This window comes from Capnocytophaga sp. oral taxon 864 (genome assembly GCF_002998835.1).
Classification (GTDB): Bacteria; Bacteroidota; Bacteroidia; order Flavobacteriales; family Flavobacteriaceae; genus Capnocytophaga; species Capnocytophaga ochracea.
This window is the reverse complement of the sequence record NZ_CP027232.1, coordinates 2,582,908-2,600,559: the sequence shown is the minus strand read 5'-3', so window position 1 is coordinate 2,600,559 and position 17,652 is coordinate 2,582,908. Positions and strand designations below refer to the sequence as shown.

Sequence of the window (17,652 nt, the reverse complement as noted above, 5' to 3'; positions counted from 1 at the left end):
AAAACTGAATGAGATATTTAATTTACATATTTTCTTTGTTATTGCTAAGTTGCAACTATTTAGACAAAGACCCTGATGCCTCTCTAAATGTTCCCCTCGATTCGGAAGAGAAAATAGCTGAACTCCTTACTGGCGCTTACCCCGATGCGAGCTATTTCCCTTTCCTCGAAACGCGTACCGACAATGTAGCCGAACGCGAAAATGGCGTACATACCCGTTTGAACGAAGCAATGTACCGCTGGGAAGATGAAGACCAAGAAGACCTTGATGCACCTTTGTTTTATTGGAATAGTTGCTACCGAGGCATCGCACAAGCTAATAAAGCCTTAGAACTTTTAGCCCGCTACCCCAAAACCGAACGTGTAAAAGCGCTTTATGGCGAGGCTTTCTTGCTCAGAGCTTACCTGCACTTTATGCTCGTGAATATTTGGGCAGAGCCCTACAAAGGCGAAGCCTCTAAAAACGATATGGGGATTCCTTATCTCACTACACCCGAGAAAAACGCTTTGGTGGAGTACAATAGAGGCACTGTGTATGAGGTCTATCAGAAGATAGAAACAGATCTCAAGTTGGGTATTTCTTTAGTGAGTGATGCCTATTACGCCAAACCTAAGTTTCATTTCAACAAGCGTGCTGCTTATGCTTTTGCCTCTCGTTTCTATCTGTTTAAAGGCGAATGGCAAACCGTGATAGATTATGCTAACTATGTACTTACGCAACCTAAAACGCAGTTGCGCCACTGGAAAAAGGACTATTACGATGTGTATGGTTTTAACAACCGTCCGTATCTCTACCAGCGTTATACCCAGCCAGAGGAAGAAGCTAACCTACTCATCACCACTGTGCAATCGCGTTGGGCAAGAGAGCTCCCTACGGCTAAGTACGGCTTTACCACCCAACTGATGAACAATAACGCTGCCTACTACACGCCAGCGACCTCACCCACTCCCGTGTACAATGGGATGTATATCGCCAAGTTTGATGAGTTGTCGCTCTTTGGCAGTACTGGTAGCAAACCTACTGATTTGTACGTATCGAATGTACTACTTACTACCGATGAGGTGATACTCAACCGTATGGAAGCATACGCAATGCTTAAAAACTACAACCAACTGCTCTTAGAATATCGCGAATTTCAGAAAATAAAGTTCGATAATCCTCGCAATATCACCGTGGAAGACCTTATTGCCTCTACCGATGATGATTATCGCAACTACTCGCCTTTCTATGGGCTTAGCATTCGTCAGTTAGGGGCTATCAAGAATATCGCTTTTTTGCGCCAATGGGAATTTATGCACGAGGGAATGCGTTGGTTAGACATCAGGCGTTTTTACACCCCCGTAAATCGCACCAGTGAACCCCTACAAAAAGAGGATTTGCGCAAAGTGATACAACTCCCCATAGAAGCCATCAACCGCGGTTTGCCTGCAAACCCGAGGTAAGTTAAAAGTGAATAGTTAAAAGTGAATAGTTAAAAGTGAATAGTGAATAGTGCTACATTGTTTTTAGAGTATGTTGTGTAGGGGCGTTTTGCAAACGCCCTCTCAAGAAAAACTTTTGGGACAGCCTCATACGAAAAATACCCCCTTTATATGAAAAGCCTTTTAAAAATAACACTCATTACGGTATTAATCCTCACAGTGAGCTGTCAGCGTGAAAAACTTTCTACACAGAGCGTTGTAGATACCGAAACCGCTCAGCGAGCCTATACCGATTTAGACAAGTGGATAGAAACCAATATCACCTTGCCTTATGGCATTGCTGTGGAATACCGTTGGGACAAAAATACTGCCCCTAAAGGTACCTATACCTATCCACCCGAAGTAAGCAAAGTAAAACCAGTACTCGAGACGATTAAATACCTATGGCTCGAACTTTATAGTGAGCCCTCTTTAGGGGGGGCTAATTTCTGGAAAGGGAAAGCTCCTTTAAAAATATACCTCTACGGTGGTAAAAATATCGATGGCAACGGACAAGAGCTCATCAATAGCAGTGCGGTAGGGCGTGAATTTCATTTGTATAACATCAATAATTTCGACCCCCGCGACAAGAATAAAGTATATGTGCTAATGCGCATTGTACATCACCAATTCGCCCGCTTATTAGGCGATGAGCTATACCCTTACGACCGTCAGGCGTTTTTGAATATCAGTCAGAAGGATTATCGCGCTAGCTCTAACAAACAGCTATACGGCTTTCCTAATGATGATACTGCCCTTTATGCCTTGCAGTATTACCCCAAAAAGCGCGATAGGAATATCTGTACCAGTGCCTTACCTTTTCAGTATTTTGCATCGCTTACCCAATGCCAAAATGCACACAGCCAAGCAGGTATAGATGAGGAATGCTACTATTGTAATTTTACCCAAAGCACGCCCAATCACAACGGATTTATCACCTTTCAAGCAATGCTTTCAGCCGAAAATGACTTTGCCGAGATGATAAGCGTTCCCCTCACCAATCTCAACACCCAGATAGAGATAGCCAAAAATATTGCTAAGACCCCTACCGATAGCAGTGATGAAGAAGCACAACGCGCAGTACTATCATATAACAACCTACTGAAAAAAGAAGCCTTCATCGCCGATTATTTCAATAAAAAAGTAGGGTTCAGCTTGAAGCGTTTACAACTCTTAAGCCTTCAACGCCTCAATCGTTTTAATAATAGGTAAAAGTGAAGAGTTTATAAAATAAATGAATCATATATGAAATATCTTTTAACAACAGCATTTATTGCGCTTCTTTTGGCATCTTGCCAAAAAGACTACAATATTTTTGAGCAATCGCCCTCAGAGCGAATGCTTCAGCAGCGCATTGCCTTGCAAAAAGAACTTACCGAAGCGCCCTACGGCTGGAAAGTGCTCTACTTCCCCCGCACCGATTCATTGCTGTTTGCTACCCCCACTAAAGCAGAAAAACGAAGTGATTCGCGCTATGTAGAAAAACTCTTAAACCAAGGTTTTGGTGGCTTCTATTTCCTGATGACTTTTCACAAAGACAATACAGTAGCTATACAAGTCGATACCCATAGCGAAACGCTGCAAACCGTCAAAACAAGTGAATACACCCTTAGCCAAGAAGCGCAGTTACAGCTCTCGTTCACTACCTATAACTACGTTCACCAATTGGTAAACAACCGTTTTCGCGCGGCTGCCGATTGGCTCTATGTAGGCAAAGACACCTTGCAGAATATGGTCTTCAAAACAGCCTCGTATGCCGACCCTGCCCGCGAGTACATTGTGTTTGAAAAACTCAAAACAGCCAGCGATAAACAACAGTTCTTGCAAAAAGCCTATGACAACCGACTCTTTTTCGAGCAGATGCAAAACCCTCAAATAGTCATTAAGCGAGGTAGCAAAATCTACTACCAAAGTGATGTATACTTAAAAGGCAATAGCTTTGGACTCAACACACCTTTCTTAGAGGGATTTGTTGCCAATAGGTATTACGTGTTTGAGTACCGCACCAATCCGCAGGAAGACCCCTCCACAGGCAGGTATAAAAGTCAGTTTATAGGCTCGGGCTATGTAGGCACTGAAAGCGGACTCACCTTTAGAGCAGGCTTGCGCTACAACAAGTCGATTATATTCTACGACTTTGTAAGAGAAGGCAACCGCTTTGTAGCTCATCATCGTGATAGCAAAGGAATTACCACTGGCTACACTGCTGAAATATTTGAAAATTAAAAAATTAGCAGATTAGTAAATTAGCTAATGAGTGTAGATTGTCCTCTTTCAGGAAAGTCTGCGACAGCAGAGTATGCTTGTATCTAATCGCCAAATTAGAACCATTTTTGAGGATTGTCCCCCTTCGGGGGTTCGGGGGCAAATTAGCAAATAAAAGCTCGTGCGGCTCGCACCAAATTGACAAATTAATTAATTGGAATGAAACATATAAACAGTATCATTGCGCTTTTGCTGCTCATAGCCTGCAATAGCAAAGAAGAAGATCCTACTCCAGAGGATTACCAAAAGTTATTTCCTTTCAAAGGAATTGAAAAACCTACCATCAACTACGAAGACCTCGTGCATAAACAATGCGATATCGCTCATTATGTGTACCCAGGGGTTGATGCCTCCCAAGAAGCACGTGAGTATACTGTAACCCTCACTTATCAATGCCAGCGAGGAGAAGGCAATGTTCGTGACCCACGTTATTATGTGTGTTATGTAAATGCCAATAAAGAGCGTGTGGTACTCAGTGCCACCACTACGGCACAAACGCTTACCTTTACCCTCCCTTCAGGTTATCCGCTGTATCTCGGCGTGTATGGAGGAGGAGAAAGAGAATCGCGCGTGAGTGCCCAGCTCACTGCGGTAGATACCCAAGGAGTGGTGAATATCCCCACCTTGCAGTACATCGCAGCCCAAAACACCGATGGTACCGATAATATAACCCCTTATTGCGAATATATAGTATTGCCTTAAAGTGTGATAAAGAAATATTAAATTACTTATTATAATGACTTTTGTATCATAAAAAGTTACTTTTTGCGGATTGTCCCCCTTCGGGGGAACGGGGGCTATCTTACAATTGCCTATTTAATCTATTAAAATGAAACACATACTATCATATTTTTCACTGCTGTTGATTGCCATAGCTTGCCAAAAAGGCGAAGGCGAGACTGTGGAGACTGCTAATATCTTGCGTCCGCAAGCTGATATCCCCTACACTTTCAGCCGCAATGGGCAGTCGAGTGTTGATGAACATAGCGTGAGCTTGTTGCGCGAACCTTTGGATATTATCGAAAGGCGTTTGCTCAACGGTGCTATTTCTAATTTCACTTACGACGAAATTTTGCGTTATTACAATGAGGGGACTTCATACGTAAAACCCGCTGATGAAGTAGCCTCCTCACCTTTGGCAGCTACTGCTCAAGTGAGAGAAGATGTAAAAAATCTCTTTCTCGTAGCCAAAAATATTCCGCTACGCGAAGCCCAACAAGGCGTTTCTGGTGATGCAGGTCGTAGAATAGGCGATGCCGATCGTGTGTATGTAGATGAAAAGGGCATTGCCCCTGCACAAGTGTTCATATACACTATAAACGGAGCTCTCTATTTAGATAAAATCCTCTTGTACCATTTAGACGAGCGTTTTTTCTCCGATGCTACCCTGCGCCGTGAACACCAAAACGTAGTCTTGCCTGCCGGTGAGAACTACACCCAACTTGAACACCATTGGGATTTGGCTTATGGCTACTTCCTGCATCTGCAATCACTCACCCAATCCGATGGAGTAGCTGCTTTGGCAGGTGCCCAACGCAAAATTCGCAATGCTTTTGTACAGGGGCGCATAGAGTTAGGGCGCTATCGCTATGAAGCCTTATATGAGCAAATGTATATCATTCGCAAAGAACTCTCCAAAGTGATGGCTATTCGCACCATTCACACCCTTACGGGGGCAAATACCCTTGCCAATTACAGCGAATCGCCCAAGCAGGCTTTCAAATACTTGTCGCAAGGTTATGGATTTCTATACGCGTTGCAATTCACTCGCAAACCCGATGGCAGTCTTTATTTTACTTACGACGAAGTAAAAGCCCTCCAAAATCAACTTGTAGCAGGCACCGGACTTTGGAATAAATCCCGATTGTTAGCGCCTGCCGAAATTGTAGGTTCACTTAAAAACATCACACAACAAATCGCTGAACGTTACCAATTATGACAAAAAATATACTTTTATGTCTCTTTGCCATAGTGCTATGTGCCTGTGAAGACAAAACAGATACCACCGAGCCTATCAAAATAGGCACCGAGAGCAGCTCGCTCACTCAGCTCACACTCTACCCTCAGAGTCAGCACGATATATTGCTTTCAGGGGGTAATCACAAGTACACAGTGAATGTTGCTAACAGTCGTTTGGCAAGTGCTTCTATCAGTCAGGATACCCTGAAGATAAAGAGTTTTCAAGAACAAGGAACTACTTACGCAATCATTCATTCACACAACCAAACTGCACGTTTGGAGATTAGCGTCCGCCCTAACGAACTCAGTTTTTCAGCTGATGAAGTAACCCTTGCCCCTACTGATATCAATAAAACTATACGCTTAGGCGGCGGTGATATTGTGAGTCTCACCACTACCGACCCCGATGAGGTGATGAAAGTTACTTGGAACGGCAGTAGTGGGATTGTAGAGATAAGAGGCAAAGCCGAAGGAGTAGCCACCCTCACCACTACCTCGGCAGGACTCGCCCCTAAAGAGCTGAAAGTAAAAGTACGTTGTATAGACGAAAAAGGCTTTCTCAATCAGTTAGGCGTATACCAGAATACCAGCCGTTCGCTTAGTCAAGCTATTAACCCTGCGCGTATTATAAGTGAACGCACTACAGGCACTTTCTTTTCGGGGCGTGCTAACGTCAATGCGCTTAACAATTGGTATTACAAAATCCCACCTATTGAGAATCCAGTAGCGGGTACTCATATCAATTTGCTCATCGAATACAAGAAGTTAGGAGGAGTAGCTACTCGCGAAAATCTTAAATTTTACGTAGAAGAAGTGCGCACCGCTACCCAACAAGTGGTTTTGCGCGGTAAAACCCTAAAAATAGTAGTGCCCTATTACAATTGACAAAAAACTAACCCATAGAGTCTAATTTTAATTTTATATATATTTTTTATGAAAAACCTCAGATTTTTAACCTTAGGGCTTGCCCTAGTAGCCCTTCTTTTTACAGCTTGTAAAAAAGATGACAACAACGGTGGCGAACAAGCCCCTCAGCGACTTACTTTAGAGAAATCGGCAGTAACCGTAAAGCAAACTGAAAGCGCTATCGTGCGTATCACAGCGGGCAATGGCGGTTATAAAGTAGAGAGTGCCGATAAAAACATTGCTACAGCAGCAATCGAGCAAAACAACGTGAAAATCACAGCAATAGCCGAAGGACAAACCACTCTCACAGTATCCGATGCTAAAGGACAAAAAGCTGCTATAGCTGTAACTGTTGAAAGCAATATTGACCCTAGCGAAAGACTTTCGGTAGAAAAACAAACACTCACCCTTGTAAACGGAGAAGATGATGTGAACAGAATCCTCAACGCTGAACACAATGGAGCATACAATCTTTCTTTCACAATCAGTCCTGCGGGAAGCGTGAGTATCACTGTAGAAGACCGTATTGTAAATGGTAACCCCGACGGTAAAAACCTACGTGTAAAAGCCCTCAATGTAGGGACTGCTCAAGTAGTGGTAAAAGATAATACTAACAATCAAACTACCTCTTTCAAAGTAACTGTTACTGCCGCTGAGCTTACTATTGCTAAAACTACTGCTGAGGTAGAAACCGAAGCTACTACCGAAGTCCGTATCAACACTGGTAACCCTAGTTATACCATTACTTCCTCAGCTGATAATATTGCAACTGCTGAAGTAAAAGAGAAAACTGAAAAAGTAGCTGGTAAAAAGGATACTCACCACTATGTGATTATCAAAGGAGTAGCTGCAGGTACTGCCACTATCACCCTTAAAGACAACCAAAACAAAACAGTAGCCATCACTGTAATTGTAAAAGCTAAAGATGATATTTTTGAAGTAAGTAATGACGGTGTAGTAACCCTCAAAGCAGGAGCTACTGCTAAAGGAGCTATCAAAATACCCGATGCAGGAACAAGTATAGGAGCAGGAGCTTTTAGAAATGCAAGTGAAATTACTTCAATAGATTTTAATAATGTAACTAAAATAGAAGGCAGTGCTTTTTGGGGAGCTTCCAAATTAGCTGCTGTTACAATGCGTAAGGTTACTAACATAGCAGGAACAGCTTTTGCTAATTGTACAGCATTGAAAACAATTACTTTGGAAACAGCAACACCTCCTACTATTGCTAACTCTACTTTCTTTAAAGTTACAGATGTTACTGTGTACGTTCCCAAAAATGCTAAAAGTGCTTATGAAGCCATTCCTAATTGGAAGAAATTAGGAACTATCAAAGAGCTTAATTAATTTTAAATCAGTAAATTATTATTGTTTTTGAATCCCCTTCTGAAGATTTAAAGAGGCTGTTAGGATCTTTCCTAACAGCCTCTTTTGTACTTTTAAATACCTTACTTATTTGATAAAGCTAATATTTTCAAAAGATTTACCAATAAGAGGAAGTGGCTTTTGCTCTTCTTTTACAGCATTGATTACCCCAATGATAAACAATACGAAAAGAACGATACCAAGAAGAGAAAAAATTCCAGCAATAGTAGGCGAAACACTAAATAAAATTTGGAGTACAATACCGAAGAGGAATCCTACAACGAATAACCCAAATCCTTGTTTTAAATGATAGATAGATTTCTCATCTTTCTTACCGAAAAAAAAGGCAATAAGCCAAAGTAAGCCAAAATAGCTCAAAACTGATGTAACTTTACTGTCCATACGTCTTTTGTTTTATTAAAATTTGGCGCAAAGATATGCAATATTTTAATATTTAAAAAGAAAAAACGGAAAAATATAAAATGATATTTGTTTTTTTAATAGAAAAGTCGTACATTTGTTGCGAAAAACTAATTGTATAAAATGACTATGGAAAAAACTGTCAAACGTTTTTTAGATGTAATACTTGAACAAGCAACTCCTCTTATTGCAAGTCTCAACAAAGGTGTTTCGGATACCCAAATAGCGGTATTTGAGGCGGAAATGGGTATTACTTTGCCTTCTGAGGTGAGAAAACTATACCAGACTTTCAACGGACAAAAAGAAGGCGAAAACGATATATTCTTCTTAAATGGTTTGCGCTTTATCCCCTTAGAAGAAATCAAACGCACCCAAGAACACTGGCTTGAGCAATTGGAGAGTGTGCCTAATTGGCAGTCACTCCGCTTTGATGAAGAAGAGGCGATTGATATGTGCTGGGATAAGGTAGTGAAAAACCAATTTTATAATCCTAAATGGATTCCGTTCCTCTCCAATGGGGCGCGCTTTATGTTCATAGACCTCGATCCCGATGAAGAAGGCGTGATAGGTCAGATAGGAGAAATAGATTTGGTGTTGGATTCTATAGAAGCCTCTTTTATGGATTTGCACCACGACTCTATGGAAGATTGGCTAGAATTCCTTACTGATGATATTGAAAAGGGAATTGTGTACTACGACAACGAGACACACTCGCTCATTGATGCCGTTTCTTATGACGAAGAAAACGATTTGCCTAATATCTTCGCTCCTACCCCCGATTATGTATCGGAAGGAGGCTCTAACGTCTATAACTATTCCGAAAAAGACAGAAGCGATTTTGTATTGCCCGACCGTACTTGTGTGTATATGGACGAAATTTGCGACCATTTTGAAAAATATATCGGCAAAATAGACAGCGTTTTCCACGAAATCCTCTCAGAATACGTGCATATAGATGTACATTGGATCAAACCTACTTCAGAAACGCCTTACCACGTGCTCTTTACTACCGGTATGAGCGACTACCCGATGTATTTGCCCGAAGGCTTGGATGACCCGAACGACTACAGCCACGCTGAGCTAATGGTCTACCTCCCCGCCAATTGGCCTATCAGCGATGAGGCTTTTAAAGACGACGATAACTATTGGCCTATCTACTTTCTTAAAATGATAGCGCGTTTTCCTCATCAGTACAAAACGTGGATGGCTGAAGGGCACACTATCCCCAATGGTCCCGATGCCGAGCCTATTGCTAATACCGATTTCGGTTGTATACTGCTAATGCCCCCTTACTTATCGGCACCACAGGACTTCTTAAAGTTACACACCAAAGACGGTACGATTATCAATTTCTATTGTATTTTGCCTATTTATCCAGAAGAAATGGATTTAAAATTAGAAGAAGGTGTAGATGAGCTTCTCAGTCTTTTTGATGAATACCAAATCTCCGAAGTCATAGATATCCACCGCAAGAACGTAGCTTTATAAAACAAGCATAAAAAAACAGATGAAACATAAAGGTTTCATCTGTTTTTCTTTAATATCTCTGCCAGCATTTTCTTAGCTCTTAGCAGAGTAATCTTCACACTGCTCATCGGTGATTGCATCTCTTCGGCAATCTCTTTATAACTTTTTTCGTGCAGATAGCGCAGTTGTATTGCCGTTCGGTAAGGCTCTTTTAGTTGTTTTATGCTCTTTAACAAGTAGTCGAACTGCTGTTCCATAATGAGGCTATCCTCTATGATGGGGGTCTCATCTATCAGCGTTTTAGATTGCTTTTCCTCTCGATCTAAGTGCAATAGCGACTCATTTTGCTTTCTCAGGTTATCTATGTGAATATTTTTAGAAATAGCAATTAACCAAGTGCGGAAAGAGTATCGCTCGTCGTAAGTATGAAGCTTATCGAATGCTTTAGCAAATGTTTGTATGCTAATATCCTCTGCTTCAACTTCATCATTCACACGCTTGAGCTGAAAGTTGTACACATCAGTCCAAAACTCGTCCAACAACCAACTAAAAGCTCGTTGTTTACCTGCTTTTGCAGCGACTATATTTTCAGCAAGTGCTTCTGCCATTATTTATTTCTGCACTCTTGTTCGTCGGGTAAGCGACCGCAGAAACTGCAAGGTTCCCCTTCAGGGTTTAAATGTGGATTTTGGCTCGCACAAGTACCAGCAAATTTACCGCCTTTTTTACCCCAAATCTTAATTGCCATACCTGCTACACATAGCAGTAATATACCAATAGTTAATAATATTAATTTCATTTTTCAGTTATTTAAGATTAAAAAGAGATTCCACGGCAGGGACTCTCTCACACGTAAAACCTTCCGCAAAATCTGTACCAATTAGCCTACCCAAATCGCGTGCTCTGTAAGTAACGCTATCTAAAAAGTTCTTGTCAGAAATTGGAGTAGTGGGCTCATTGCTATTACTGTCGTAAAACTGAGAGCTGTACGCCAACACAGCATTCACTTTGGCTTCCATAAATCCTGTGATATCTACCACAAAATCAGGGACTATATTCTTCCACTGAATGTAGTGATACACTACTTTAGGACGCCAAGCCGCTTGTGCTACACCGTCGAGAGTAGTTTCGATGCGTCGCAAACCGCTGAGAAAACAAGCATCACTCACGAGTTTGCTACCTTTGCCGTGGTCGATATGACGGTCGTCTACAGCATTGCAAAGTACTATCTCGGGCTGATATTGACGTATTTTTTTAATAATCTCCATTTGGTGAGCTTCGTTATTTATGAAAAAACCATCACGGAACTTCAAATTCTCGCGTATAGTTACCCCTAATAGCTCTTTGGCTTTGGTTGCCTCTTGATGGCGTATTTTAGCACTGCCACGTGTACCCAATTCGCCTTGTGTCAGGTCGATAATGCCTACACTTCTGCCTAAGCTAATCTCTTTGGCAATGGTGCCTGCTGCCCCTAATTCTACATCATCGGGGTGTGCCCCAAAAGCTAATATATCTAATTTCATCTTGTTATTTGTTAATTGTCTCTTTTATTTCTGTTGCAATTTTGTCTAACATCTCATACCTATAGCGGTAGAGTGATCTCTTGCTCGATTTGATTTCTTCCATTGGTTTGCGGTTCATTTCAATAGGGAGCTTGAACCACCCATCTTTATCGGGAGTGCCATCGGCTTCTTTCCACAATGTGTCATAACTAAAACTGAGTTTGTGCAACCATTCTATATGAATAAAGTGTTTTTTGTTATGTGCCTGAATTTTACTGCCTACTCCATACAAAGCGGTACAACCTAATTGCTTGCTAAGTTCCTGAATGATAAATATCATCAGGGCTTTAGGACGAAGAGCATACATTTGTTTTTGTAATTCCTTGATAGCATTTTCAGTTTCGGCACTTTTGTTACCTTGCACACAGCCTATACGACATACCCATCCCTCATTTTCTTTATCAATCACAAAAGAAGCTTCACAGATAGCCTCCTGATAACTATCACAATGCAACGAGACCACTAATTCCCCTTCTTTGCGGAAACGTTCATTGTATCCGAGGTATATTTGTCCCTTTTCGCCGTTGTATTTCATTGTGAACTCAGCCAATTTGATAGGCTTTTCTTCTTGGATAACACGCGTCAAAAAAGGCTGTTGCTTGATAAAAGCATAACAACTCAGCAAGGCTTTAGTTCGTTCTTTCTTGCCCCATTTGGTAGACATATACACCCTAAAAGGCTTAAAATAAATACGAGGACGGTGTGAAAGCACCCATTTATACTCTTCTGATTGTATCAAACTGAACCATTTTTTAGCAAATGGGATGTTTAACAAGGTGTGGAAGAGTATCTTGTTCTTTTGTTTTTTGATGTATTTAGGATTTTCGTTGGCAAAACTATGTTCTGTCAAAGCTAAAGCATCGTGTAGTAGTTCTCTTGTCGTCATTAATTCTCGATTGTTAATTGTTTATAGAGGCTCGTTTTCCAGCCTTTTTTATCAATATATTGCAACAATTGGTCAAAACGCTCTATCATCTGCTCACCACTGTTACGCATTACATACGCTGGAAAATTGAATTCTTTTTGGTGTAAATTGGTGAACTCCCAAGGGTGAAAGTACAAAGTAGCATAGCCCATAGAGGCTACACATCTGTTCAGCAAAAACTTATAAATCCACAAAGGAAAATTGTGAAAAGATAACCAGAAGAGCGGAATTCTAAACCAACTTACCGCTGTAGGGATTTGCCATAAGCCATTTTCGTTGAAAAATCGTTTTGGCACGTGCAATTTGTTGTATCTCCCTGGTAAAAATGTAGGATTTACCGATGAATTGTATTGATAACCGGCCTTTTTTACCTCCTCAGCACTTACTTCAAGCATTCTGGACATACGCAATCCCTCAATAGTTACCTCAAATTGTTGTTCTAAAGCTTCTTTAGAGCGTTTGAGGTGCGCATTTTCAAATTCGGAATGGTAATATAAGTGTGTGAGGCTAATTCGTGTCCCTCACGGAGGAGTCGCTCTATAAGGTCAGGGACTTGCTCGGCAAAGACTACCGTCGAAAAGAAAGTAGCCTTGGCGTTGTGTTTTTTGAGTAGGTCTAATAGCGGTAAGCCCCTCGCGTGATATAGCTATTTGTCGCTCGAAAGCAATGTCGTAGCCGTATTCTTTGGGCATATCAAACTCTTCTATGTCGAAACTTAAATAAATCATTTTTATAATTATCAATTTCCTCTGTAAGTAGAATAACCATACGGAGATAATGTAATCGGAATATGATAATGCTGATTATCTTTTATCTCAAAAACTACTTCTATAAAAGGATAAAAAGTTTTTTGTTTCAATCTTTCAAAATAAGGAGTGATATAAAAAGTGAGTTTATAGACTCCGTTATTATTTTTATCAGATTCTTCTTTCAAAAAATCTTTAATTCTCCCATTGGTATCCGTATATTTTTCATCTATCAATATCCAATTTTGACTTTTATCTTGCTTAAATAGAGCTATTTTTACATTTGGAGCAGGTTTACCTTGTGAAATATCTAAAATATGACTTGACAATTGATATTTTTCTTGTGCCTGAATAAATGAACTAAAAAATATTAGCAATATTAGAATTGTATTTCTCATTTTTATATGTTTTTATTTATAATTTTTCTTCTTGAATAATATAACAAGGTCGGTCTTTAGTTTGTTTAAAGATTTTTCCTATGTAAATACCTATGATACCTAAAATGATGAGTTGTAACCCGCCAAAGAAAACAATCGTCATAATCAATGAAGCCCAGCCCGATATTTCAGTGCCACTTGCAAAGGTATATATCACGTAAGGAATGTACAATAGTGATAGAGCAGAGAATGCAAAGCCTAAAAATACAGCGAAATATAAGGATTTGATGCTGAAAGCAGTAACACCTGTAATCGCTAGTTGTAGCATCTTCTTAACAGTGTATTTACTTTCACCTGCAAAACGAGAAGCTGCAGTGTAAGGGATATAAGTTTGGCGGAATCCCACCCAAGGTACCATACCCCGCAAGAAAGGTTCATTTTCTCTCATCGAGCGAATTACCTCTACTACCGATTGATCTAAGAGTCTAAAATCAGTTGAACCCTCCTTGATTTCTATATCTGGAAGCAGATTGAGAAGTTTGTAAAACTGTTGAGAGCCTTTTTGTTTCTTTTTAGGGGTGTCGGCGGGATAGGTGCGCAAAGTAGCCACTACTTGATAGCCTTCTTCCCATTTAGCAATGAGTTCGGGTAAAAGAGTAGGGGGATGTTGCAAATCGCAATCCATAGAGATAACAGCATCAGCAAACGAGTGGTCTAATCCTGCTTTTAGTGCTAATTGGTGACCAAAGTTACGCGAAAACGATAGATATTTCACACGAACATCACTTTCAACCAAAGATTTGAGTACCTCAAGAGAATTATCGCTGCTGCCATCGTTTACAAAAAGTAAAGTATAGCTATAATCAGAGAGTTTTTCAGCAAAAACACTCTGTATAGCTTCATATAACGGACGTATATTTTCACTTTCGTTATAACATGGTACTATTATTTCTATTGTTTTCATCTTCTAATTTCTTAGTCTACTAAATGTCTGATAACTGACAACTGAGTTGTTCGTATATAATCGCAAGCCAAATCAGCATTACGGGAACAGCTCTTAGTGAATACCGAATGATATAGGGCTCTTTCAGTGGTTTGAATAAATCAGTAGGGGAGAGTGAGCCTAACATAGCCAATACCAATAGAGTGATTTTGAGTTTAGGATGGAGCTCGCTTACCATAAACCATATCCCAATTCCCACATAAGCTACTACATAAGTGCTATTTTCAGTACCTGTACTAAACAAACAGAGGAAAATACTCACTGAAAATAGAAGCAATCTAAAATTGAGATTTTTATACTGCTGAATGCGCAAGTGAGGTAGCGCAAATAGCCCTAACCCGATGAGAATGACTATACTGTTGTTGTTATAAATGCCTGTGCGTTGCAAAAAGCCTAAAAGTGATAGGTTTTGTAAGTTGTAAGTGGTGGTATTTAGGTTGGATACATTCTTTTCAGCCAAAGAAGCATACCAATCAAAATACTGTGAAACTACATAATCGGGTGAAGAGTAGAGCATTGGCAAACAAAATAAAGCGATGAGCCAAAATAACCCTGACCAAATAAATCGCCATTTGTCCTTAGCAAAGAAGAAAAATGCTAGACCTACAATGCCGTAGAGTTTAGTGAGTGTGCCTATTACAATGAGCAAGGTTGCCCAATGACTCTGCCTGCGTTCTATAAACACAAAAGCACCTACTAATAGTGCTATCACGCTGATATTGAACTGTTGCATAGCAGCAGCGGTATACATATCGTGAGCAGCAATAAGCAGTACCGCAATAATTGCCTTTTTAGAGAGAGGCAATTGCCTAATTGCCCAATATAAGAAAGCTGCATTTGCCATTATCCACAAAGTACAACCTATCCACTTGGGTAACAAGGCAAACGGAGCGATAATTGCACTGAATAAGATACCGTAATGGTTTGTATCAAAATACTCGTCAGGATAGGGGAGGTATAAGGGCAATTGCTTGAGAGTATGCCAAAATACCCCGTCAAAAATTAGGTAGTTGTTGAACTTGCCAGCTATCCAAACGTTCTGTACCACAGTTGCCAGCGCAAGAGCAAACCATAGTATTGTGATAAAGCGGTAATTTTCAAATAGTTTTTTTAGCATTGTTATCAGTGTTATTTTTCAATCCATTGTGTTACTTCATCGCTAGAAGGTAAGGTTTTAGGGTCGATTACCTTTTCTAACTTGCCATCTCTACCAATGAGATATTTTTGAAAATTCCATTTTACTTTAGAATCTTCTACACCGTTTTTCGCTTTCTGGGTAAGAAACTGATATAGAGGGTGCATATTCTTTCCTTTTACCGATATTTTGCTCATCATCGGGAATGTTACTCCATAGTTGATACTGCAAAATGAAGCGATTTGTTCGTTGCTACCAGGCTCTTGTCCTAAGAAATTATTAGCGGGGAATCCTATAATGATAAAATCCTTTTTCTTATACTGCTGATAAAGCGTTTCGAGTTCTTTATATTGAGGGGTGAGACCACATTTTGAGGCAGTATTAACAATCATTACTTTCTTGCCTTTGAGGTCGGCAAGAGCAAAGGGTTTGCCATTGATATCTTCTACAGTAAACTGATAAATAGTTTGATTATCAGCGTTGTTTTGTGCTTGTAGGTTTTCCATAGTAAGGGTCAATAAAGTGATAATAAAAATGAAGTATTTCATAGAAAAATTAAAATTTGTGGCAAAGTTACGTAAAAGGTTTGATTTATTAAAGAAAAACTTTATATTTGCCCAAAAATTAATGACTATGTTTTCAGAAAAAGCTTTTAAAATATTTGAAGAAAGTATTGCGCAATACCACATTGCCGACGATGTATATCAGCCTTTTGTAAACCCTTATCCGTCAACCGACTTGCTCAATCACTTGCTTTATCGCAAGAATTGGATTGACACCGTGCAATGGCATTACGAGGATATTATTCGCGACCCACATATCGACCCAGTGGCTGCCCTCGACCTCAAACGCAAAATTGATGCTTCTAACCAAGATCGCACTGATATGGTAGAGTATATAGATAGTTATTTTTTAGACTTTTACAAAGAAGTAAAACCGTTACCTGAAGCTACTATCAATACTGAAAGTCCTGCTTGGGCAGTGGATAGGCTTTCGATTTTAGCACTGAAAATTTACCATATGGAGGAAGAAGTAAACCGCCCCGATGCCACTTCTGAACATCGCGCTAAATGCCAAGAAAAACTGAATGTTCTCCTCGAACAGAAAAAAGACCTCTCTACCGCTCTCAACCAGCTTTTAGACGATATAGCCGCTGGTCGCAAGTATATGAAAGTCTATAAACAAATGAAGATGTACAATGATGATGAGTTGAACCCAGTACTGAGAGGAAGTAAATAAGAGATAATAAAAACTGCCTCAAAAATTTTGAGGCAGTTTTTTATTTGCTAATTTTCAAAATTTGCTAATTAACGAATACTAGCTTTGAGGTATTCTCTATTGAGACGTGCGATATTTTCAAGTGAAATACCTTTAGGGCATTCTACTTCGCAGGCTCCTGTGTTGGTACAGTTACCAAAACCTTCGTGTTCCATTTGGTTTACCATATTGAGTACGCGCTCGGTAGCCTCTACACGACCTTGAGGAAGGAGGGCAAATTGCGATACTTTGGCAGCTACAAACAGCATAGCTGAAGAGTTTTTACAAGTAGCCACACAAGCTCCACAACCTATACAAGCCGCAGCGTCCATAGAGCGGTCAGCATCGCGTTTAGGGATAGGAATAGCGTTAGCATCTTGCGTATTACCAGAAGTGTTCACAGAGATATATCCCCCTGCTTGTTGAATGCGTTCAAAAGCGGTTCTATCTACTATCAAGTCTTTGATAACGGGGAAAGCAGTAGCGCGCCAAGGTTCAATAGTGATGGTATCACCATCTTTGAACATACGCATATGCAACTGACAAGTAGTTACCCCACGGTCGGGTCCGTGAGCTTCCCCATTGATGAAGAGTGAGCACATACCGCAAATACCTTCACGGCAATCGTGGTCGAATGCTACAGGTTCTTCTCCTTTTTCAATGAGTTGTTCGTTGAGTACATCCAACATTTCCAAAAAAGACATATGGTCTGAAATGTTGGTTACTTTATAATCTACCATACGACCTTTCTCTTGCGAGTTTTTTTGTCGCCACACTTTGAGTGTTAGGTTCATCGTTGCCATAT

At 40.3% G+C, this 17,652-nt stretch carries 19 protein-coding genes and 1 pseudogene; 9 read left to right on the top strand and 11 right to left on the bottom strand.

Annotation, left to right across the window (positions count from 1 at the left end; translation table 11 throughout):
* The first annotated feature begins 8 nt into the window (after nt 1-8).
* The 7 genes from C3V44_RS11660 to C3V44_RS11630 all read left to right on the top strand — a co-directional run bounded on the left by C3V44_RS11660 (nt 9) and on the right by C3V44_RS11630 (nt 7,937).
* On the top strand, nt 9-1,442 hold the full coding sequence (locus tag C3V44_RS11660; RefSeq protein ID WP_106096575.1) for a RagB/SusD family nutrient uptake outer membrane protein: 1,434 nt from the start codon (nt 9-11) through the stop codon (nt 1,440-1,442).
* 150 nt (nt 1,443-1,592) lie between these two features.
* The gene (locus C3V44_RS11655) at nt 1,593-2,672 is read left to right on the top strand and encodes a putative zinc-binding metallopeptidase (RefSeq protein WP_106096574.1); all 1,080 of its coding nucleotides are present in this window, start codon (nt 1,593-1,595) and stop codon (nt 2,670-2,672) included.
* Nucleotides 2,673-2,705: 33 nt separating this feature from the next.
* Nucleotides 2,706-3,686 (top strand): DUF4302 domain-containing protein, encoded by a 981-nt coding sequence (locus tag C3V44_RS11650; protein WP_106096573.1) that lies wholly within the window; start codon nt 2,706-2,708, stop codon nt 3,684-3,686.
* A 198-nt stretch (nt 3,687-3,884) separates the two neighbouring features.
* Nucleotides 3,885-4,427 (top strand): hypothetical protein, encoded by a 543-nt coding sequence (locus tag C3V44_RS11645; RefSeq protein ID WP_106096572.1) that lies wholly within the window; start codon nt 3,885-3,887, stop codon nt 4,425-4,427.
* A gap of 127 nt (nt 4,428-4,554) precedes the next feature.
* Nucleotides 4,555-5,664, top strand: coding sequence for a DUF4856 domain-containing protein (locus C3V44_RS11640; protein WP_174683118.1), 1,110 nt, complete (start codon nt 4,555-4,557; stop codon nt 5,662-5,664).
* Nucleotides 5,661-6,569 carry a hypothetical protein gene (locus C3V44_RS11635; protein WP_106096570.1) on the top strand — a complete coding sequence of 303 codons (909 nt, stop codon included), beginning with the start codon at nt 5,661-5,663 and terminating at the stop codon, nt 6,567-6,569. The genes C3V44_RS11640 and C3V44_RS11635 overlap by 4 nt, the downstream gene beginning before the upstream one ends.
* Before the next feature lie 48 nt (nt 6,570-6,617).
* Nucleotides 6,618-7,937 (top strand): leucine-rich repeat protein, encoded by a 1,320-nt coding sequence (locus C3V44_RS11630; RefSeq protein WP_106096569.1) that lies wholly within the window; start codon nt 6,618-6,620, stop codon nt 7,935-7,937.
* Nucleotides 7,938-8,042: 105 nt separating this feature from the next.
* Here the strand turns inward: C3V44_RS11630 and C3V44_RS11625 are convergent, their stop codons facing one another.
* Complete coding sequence (locus C3V44_RS11625) at nt 8,043-8,357, bottom strand: hypothetical protein (protein ID WP_009410871.1); 315 nt, start codon at nt 8,355-8,357, stop codon at nt 8,043-8,045.
* Nucleotides 8,358-8,504: 147 nt separating this feature from the next.
* Here C3V44_RS11625 and C3V44_RS11620 point away from each other — a divergent pair, with 147 nt between their 5' ends.
* Nucleotides 8,505-9,863: a suppressor of fused domain protein gene (locus C3V44_RS11620; protein WP_106096671.1), complete on the top strand. Its 1,359-nt coding sequence runs from the start codon at nt 8,505-8,507 to the stop codon at nt 9,861-9,863.
* Between the two features lie 35 nt (nt 9,864-9,898).
* Here C3V44_RS11620 and C3V44_RS11615 read toward each other — a convergent pair whose 3' ends face one another.
* From C3V44_RS11615 to C3V44_RS11575, 9 genes and pseudogenes are all read right to left on the bottom strand, one after another.
* A complete protein-coding gene (locus C3V44_RS11615; RefSeq protein ID WP_002673201.1) occupies nt 9,899-10,450 on the bottom strand; it encodes an RNA polymerase sigma factor in 552 nt (183 codons plus the stop codon).
* Nucleotides 10,450-10,641, bottom strand: coding sequence for a hypothetical protein (locus tag C3V44_RS11610; protein ID WP_002673203.1), 192 nt, complete (start codon nt 10,639-10,641; stop codon nt 10,450-10,452). Before C3V44_RS11610 ends, C3V44_RS11615 begins: the two co-directional genes overlap by 1 nt.
* A 7-nt stretch (nt 10,642-10,648) precedes the next feature.
* Nucleotides 10,649-11,365 carry a bacillithiol biosynthesis deacetylase BshB1 gene (gene bshB1, locus C3V44_RS11605; RefSeq protein ID WP_106096568.1) on the bottom strand — a complete coding sequence of 239 codons (717 nt, stop codon included), beginning with the start codon at nt 11,363-11,365 and terminating at the stop codon, nt 10,649-10,651.
* Between the two features lie 4 nt (nt 11,366-11,369).
* Nucleotides 11,370-12,290, bottom strand: coding sequence for a DUF535 family protein (locus C3V44_RS11600; RefSeq protein WP_106096567.1), 921 nt, complete (start codon nt 12,288-12,290; stop codon nt 11,370-11,372).
* A pseudogene (locus C3V44_RS11595) lies at nt 12,290-13,057 on the bottom strand (polysaccharide deacetylase family protein). The gene C3V44_RS11600 and the pseudogene C3V44_RS11595 overlap by 1 nt, the downstream one beginning before the upstream one ends.
* Nucleotides 13,058-13,068: 11 nt before the next feature.
* Nucleotides 13,069-13,473: a hydroxyisourate hydrolase gene (gene uraH / locus C3V44_RS11590; RefSeq protein ID WP_009410877.1), complete on the bottom strand. Its 405-nt coding sequence runs from the start codon at nt 13,471-13,473 to the stop codon at nt 13,069-13,071.
* Nucleotides 13,474-13,489: 16 nt separating this feature from the next.
* Nucleotides 13,490-14,416: a glycosyltransferase family 2 protein gene (locus C3V44_RS11585; protein ID WP_106096566.1), complete on the bottom strand. Its 927-nt coding sequence runs from the start codon at nt 14,414-14,416 to the stop codon at nt 13,490-13,492.
* A 19-nt stretch (nt 14,417-14,435) separates the two neighbouring features.
* Nucleotides 14,436-15,572 carry a glycosyltransferase family 87 protein gene (locus C3V44_RS11580; protein WP_106096565.1) on the bottom strand — a complete coding sequence of 379 codons (1,137 nt, stop codon included), beginning with the start codon at nt 15,570-15,572 and terminating at the stop codon, nt 14,436-14,438.
* Nucleotides 15,573-15,583: 11 nt separating this feature from the next.
* Complete coding sequence (locus C3V44_RS11575) at nt 15,584-16,138, bottom strand: glutathione peroxidase (protein ID WP_106096564.1); 555 nt, start codon at nt 16,136-16,138, stop codon at nt 15,584-15,586.
* 85 nt (nt 16,139-16,223) lie between these two features.
* On the opposite strand from C3V44_RS11575, the gene C3V44_RS11570 reads away from it, so the two are divergent.
* Nucleotides 16,224-16,829, top strand: a complete 606-nt coding sequence (locus tag C3V44_RS11570; protein ID WP_106096670.1) for a DUF4254 domain-containing protein — start codon at nt 16,224-16,226, stop codon at nt 16,827-16,829.
* Between the two features lie 68 nt (nt 16,830-16,897).
* Here the strand turns inward: C3V44_RS11570 and C3V44_RS11565 are convergent, their stop codons facing one another.
* Nucleotides 16,898-17,650 carry a succinate dehydrogenase/fumarate reductase iron-sulfur subunit gene (locus C3V44_RS11565; protein WP_002677206.1) on the bottom strand — a complete coding sequence of 251 codons (753 nt, stop codon included), beginning with the start codon at nt 17,648-17,650 and terminating at the stop codon, nt 16,898-16,900.
* Nucleotides 17,651-17,652: the final 2 nt, after the last annotated feature.